5 protein-coding genes are annotated in these 3,886 nt (G+C 67.8%); 3 read left to right on the forward strand and 2 right to left on the reverse strand.

Features of this window, described 5'->3' with window-relative positions; translation table 11 throughout:
• The first annotated feature begins 110 nt into the window (after positions 1 to 110).
• Entirely contained in the window at positions 111 to 2,393 is a 2,283-nt protein-coding gene (locus JOY90_RS03915) for a heavy metal translocating P-type ATPase (RefSeq protein ID WP_291689852.1), read from the forward strand.
• A gap of 24 nt (positions 2,394 to 2,417) precedes the next feature.
• Here the strand turns inward: JOY90_RS03915 and JOY90_RS03920 are convergent, their stop codons facing one another.
• Complete coding sequence (locus JOY90_RS03920; RefSeq protein ID WP_291689853.1) at positions 2,418 to 2,612, reverse strand: hypothetical protein; 195 nt, start codon at positions 2,610 to 2,612, stop codon at positions 2,418 to 2,420.
• On the opposite strand from JOY90_RS03920, the gene JOY90_RS03925 reads away from it, so the two are divergent.
• Entirely contained in the window at positions 2,611 to 2,775 is a 165-nt protein-coding gene (locus JOY90_RS03925; RefSeq protein WP_291689854.1) for a hypothetical protein, read from the forward strand. The two genes, JOY90_RS03920 and JOY90_RS03925, sit on opposite strands and share 2 nt — an antisense overlap.
• Before the next feature lie 52 nt (positions 2,776 to 2,827).
• Here the strand turns inward: JOY90_RS03925 and JOY90_RS03930 are convergent, their stop codons facing one another.
• A complete protein-coding gene (locus tag JOY90_RS03930; protein WP_291689855.1) occupies positions 2,828 to 3,196 on the reverse strand; it encodes a hypothetical protein in 369 nt (122 codons plus the stop codon).
• A gap of 125 nt (positions 3,197 to 3,321) precedes the next feature.
• Between JOY90_RS03930 and JOY90_RS03935 the strand changes: the two genes are divergently transcribed.
• Positions 3,322 to 3,886, forward strand: a 565-nt coding sequence (locus tag JOY90_RS03935; protein WP_291689856.1) for an MgtC/SapB family protein, incomplete at its 3' end; no start/stop codon positions are given.

A 3,886-nucleotide genomic window follows, 5' to 3' on the forward strand; every position in this document is an offset into this window, starting at 1 on the left:
ACGGCGTCCCGCCTGCAGCAAGATCGTGCCGCGCCGTTGATTTCGCTCAAGCGCCGGGCGGCCCATTTCGGCGAGGTTCACGGCGTCGGAAAATGGGCCGGAGCTCGTCAATGGATTTCGAACGCGTCCTGCGCTGGGCTCTGGTCTCGATCGCGATCCTGGCGCTGGCGTCGGGCGGCATCGCCCATTTGCAGCATCGGCCGGATCTCGTCGATTGGAGTTTTGCAGCGGCCACGCTGCCGGTGATGGCTGGGCTGTCGGTCTCGATCATGCGTGACCTGCTCGCCGGTCGGCTCGGCATCGACGCGATCGCGCTGGTGTCGATGGGCGCGGCGATCGCGCTCGGCGAGCCGCTCGCCGGCGCCGTGGTGGCGCTGATGTATTCCGGCGGTCATGTGTTGGAGGACGTCGCGGTGGCGCGCGCCGAGCACGACCTGCGCGCGCTGGTCGACCGGGCGCCCCGCCAAGCCCACCGCCGCACCGACGATCATTTCGAGGACATCGCGGTTTCTGCGGTCGCGATCGGCGATCGGCTGCTGGTGCGCGCCGGCGAGGTTGTTCCGGTCGACGGCGTCGGTTCGACGGCGGCCGTGGTCAACGAAGCCGCGCTCACGGGGGAGCCGATCCCCGTGGTCAAGCCGCGCGGCGGCGCCGTCCTCTCGGGCTCGCTGAACGCCGGCGAAGCCTTCGAGCTCACGGCGACGGCGACCGCCGGCGACAGCACCTATGCCGGGATCGTCAAGCTCGTGACCGCCGCGCAGACCGCGAAGGCGCCGTTCGTCCGGCTGGCCGACCGCTATGCGCTGATCTTCCTGCCCGTCACCCTGGGCGTCGCTCTCGTCGCCTGGCTGGTCTCGGGCGACGTCATTCGCAGCCTCGCGGTGCTGGTCGCCGCAACCCCATGCCCCCTGATCCTGGCGGCACCCGTCGCCTTCATCGCCGGCGTCGCGCGGGCGGCGCGCCGGGGTATTCTGGTCAAGGGCGGCGGCCCGCTGGAGGCGCTGGCGCGGGCCCATACGGTGCTGTTCGACAAGACCGGCACATTGACGGTGGGGGGCGCCCGGCTGATTTCCGTCGAGGTGGCGCCGGACGAGATCGCCGACGAAGTCCTGATGCTCGCCGCTTCCCTCGAGCAGGCTTCCCACCACGTGCTTGCTGCGGCCATCGTTCAGGCCGGTCTCGCGCGTGGCCTGAAGCTCGGCGTGCCCGAGCAGGTCAGGGAAGTCATGGGCGCCGGCCTCGAGGGGACGATTGACGGCAAGCGGGTCTGCGCCGGCTCGCGTGACATGGTCGTTGCCAATGCGAGCCTGCCGCCCTGGGCGGTCCGCACGGTGCGCCGTGCCTCCTGGCGATCGGCGCTGACCGTGTTCGTCGCGGTCGAGGACCGGCTGGTCGGCGCGCTGCTGTTGGCCGACGAACTCCGCGCTGACACGCCGCGTGCGATCCGCCTCCTGCGTGACGCCGGCGTGGCGCGCATAGTCATGGTCACAGGCGACCGCGCCGCTGCCGCCCAGGCGATCGGCGCCGCTCTCGACCTCGATGCGGTGCTGGCCGACCGCGTGCCTTCCGACAAGGTCGACGCGGTGCGATCGGAGCAGCGCCTGCACCCGACGGTGATGGTCGGCGACGGCATCAACGACGCGCCGGCGCTGGCCTCGGCCGATGTCGGGATCGCGCTCGGTGCGCGCGGCGCCAGCGCCTCCTCGGAGGCTGCCGACGTGGTGATCCTGGCCGATCGGCTCGACCGGGTCGCGGACGCGATCACGATCTCGCAGCGGGCGCGGCGCATCGCGATGCAGAGCATCATCGTCGGCATGGGTCTGTCGCTGTTCGCCATGGCGGCGGCCGCAGCGGGCTTCCTCGCCCCCGTGCCGGCGGCGCTGCTGCAGGAGGCAATCGACGTCGTCGTGATCCTCAACGCCCTGCGGGCGCTGCTGCCGGCGCATGGCTTGGTCGGACGGCATGTGACGACGGAGGATGGCCATGACCTGCATCGGGATCATCTGGCGCTGCTCGGGCACCTGGATCACCTGCGGGGAATCGTCGACGCGCTCGACGATGTCACCCCGGAAGACAGCACATCGCTGATCCTCGAAGCGAACCGACTGGTGCAGGAGAAAGTCGTGACGCACGAGCGCGACGACGAGGGCGAGATCTATCCGCGCCTGGCGAAAGTGTTGCAGGAGAAGCATGGTCTTTCCGCCATGAGCCGCGCCCACCGCGAGATACTGCATCTCGCCCGTCTGCTCGGGCGCGTTGCCGAAGACCTGCCGACCGAAAAGGTCGACCGCTACCTGCTGCGCGACGCGCAACGGGTGATCGAGGCGATCGAGACGCTGGCCAGGATGCACACGGCGCAGGAGGAGGACATTTACGAGGCGGTGGCGGCGTGAACGGCGTCGCGGCGGGCGATACCTTCAATTGAGCAGCCGCCGCTCATATTCCATCAGGAGCTTCTTGATCTCGGCCAGGTTGCTCGGCGCGTCGGCATAGGTGAGGATTCGAAGCCGCTCGGGACCGTTCTCGGCCTGCATGGCCTGCGCGACAAGGGCATCGGTGAGCTGCTTCAGTTCGTCCGGCGCGAGAAGCGGGTTGAATTCACTTTGTGCCATGATCGATCACCTCGGAAATGCACGGCAGACAGCTCTGTTTATTGCAATGGCTGCATTTCTGCACCGCATCGGCGCTTTCGACGCCGGCCAACCGCTCGGCGATATCCGGCGTTCCGGATGGGCGCCTCTCAGTTGTGACATCATAAAAACTTTCAAACATTGACGCGTTGATTGAGATCAACAGGGCATTCCACCCGGAGAAGGCGCGGCGGCGGCTACTTGCCGCGCTTCGGCAAGTCGATGCGGCAATCGGAGAATTCCGGCGGTCCCTCGACCAATCTGCGGATGCGGCGCTCCCGCTCGTCAAGCGGGAGCGATGGGTCAAGCAGCGGACGAAGCTGGCAGATGGCCTGTTCCTCGATGTCGAGCGAAGCGCGCTCGACGCTGCCGGAGCGGACCTCTGCAGCCGCTCTACCGAGCCCGATCTCGATCAACTGACGGATGGCGTCGGAGCGCGTTGCATTATGGGTTTCGGCCCAGGCATCGATCTCCGCTGTGAGTTGCTGTGACAGCTTCACCGCGCTGACCGCTTCGCAGCCCGCACGAACGGTGTGGCTCGTACTTCTCTTGCCGGAGCCAGACATGCCATACTCCCTCCCCAATCATGATAATCGAGATTTTCCGTCGCGATTTGACGCTGATCAAGGATGCGTCGTACTGACGGGTAGGTGCCCTGTGCCTGGTAACTCCGGCCCTGTCGAGGCGTTTCGTGCAATTCATCGCGACTTTCCAGCTCCACGACTTCCTCGATACGCTGATCAGCCTCGCGGTCGCGTTCGTGTTCGGGACCCTGATCGGGGCCGAGCGGCAGTACCGGCAGCGCAGTGCCGGCTTGCGGACGAACGTCCTGGTCGCGGTCGGCGCGGCGGCCTTCGTCGATCTCGCCGAGCGCCTCGCCGGCACGGACGGCGCCGTTCGCGTGGTCGCCTATGTGGTTTCGGGGATCGGATTCCTCGGTGCCGGCGCGATCATGAAGGAGGGCATGAATGTGCGCGGGCTGAACACCGCCGCGACCCTGTGGGCATCCGCCGCGGTCGGGTCCTGCGCCGGCGCCGACATGCTCGCGCAGTCGGCCGCGCTGACGATCTTCGTGCTGGCTGGCAACACGCTGCTGCGCCCGCTGGTCAACGCCATCGACCGCATTCCGCTGAATGCGCGTTCCTCCGAGGCCAATTACGAGATCAGCGTGACCACGGATGCGAGGCGCGCCGCCGAGGTGCGGGACGCACTGAACCAGCACCTGGAGGCGGCGAGCTACCCGGTGCGCGAGAGCA

Source organism: Bradyrhizobium sp. (genome assembly GCF_019242285.1).
Taxonomy (GTDB): Bacteria; Pseudomonadota; Alphaproteobacteria; order Rhizobiales; family Xanthobacteraceae; genus Bradyrhizobium.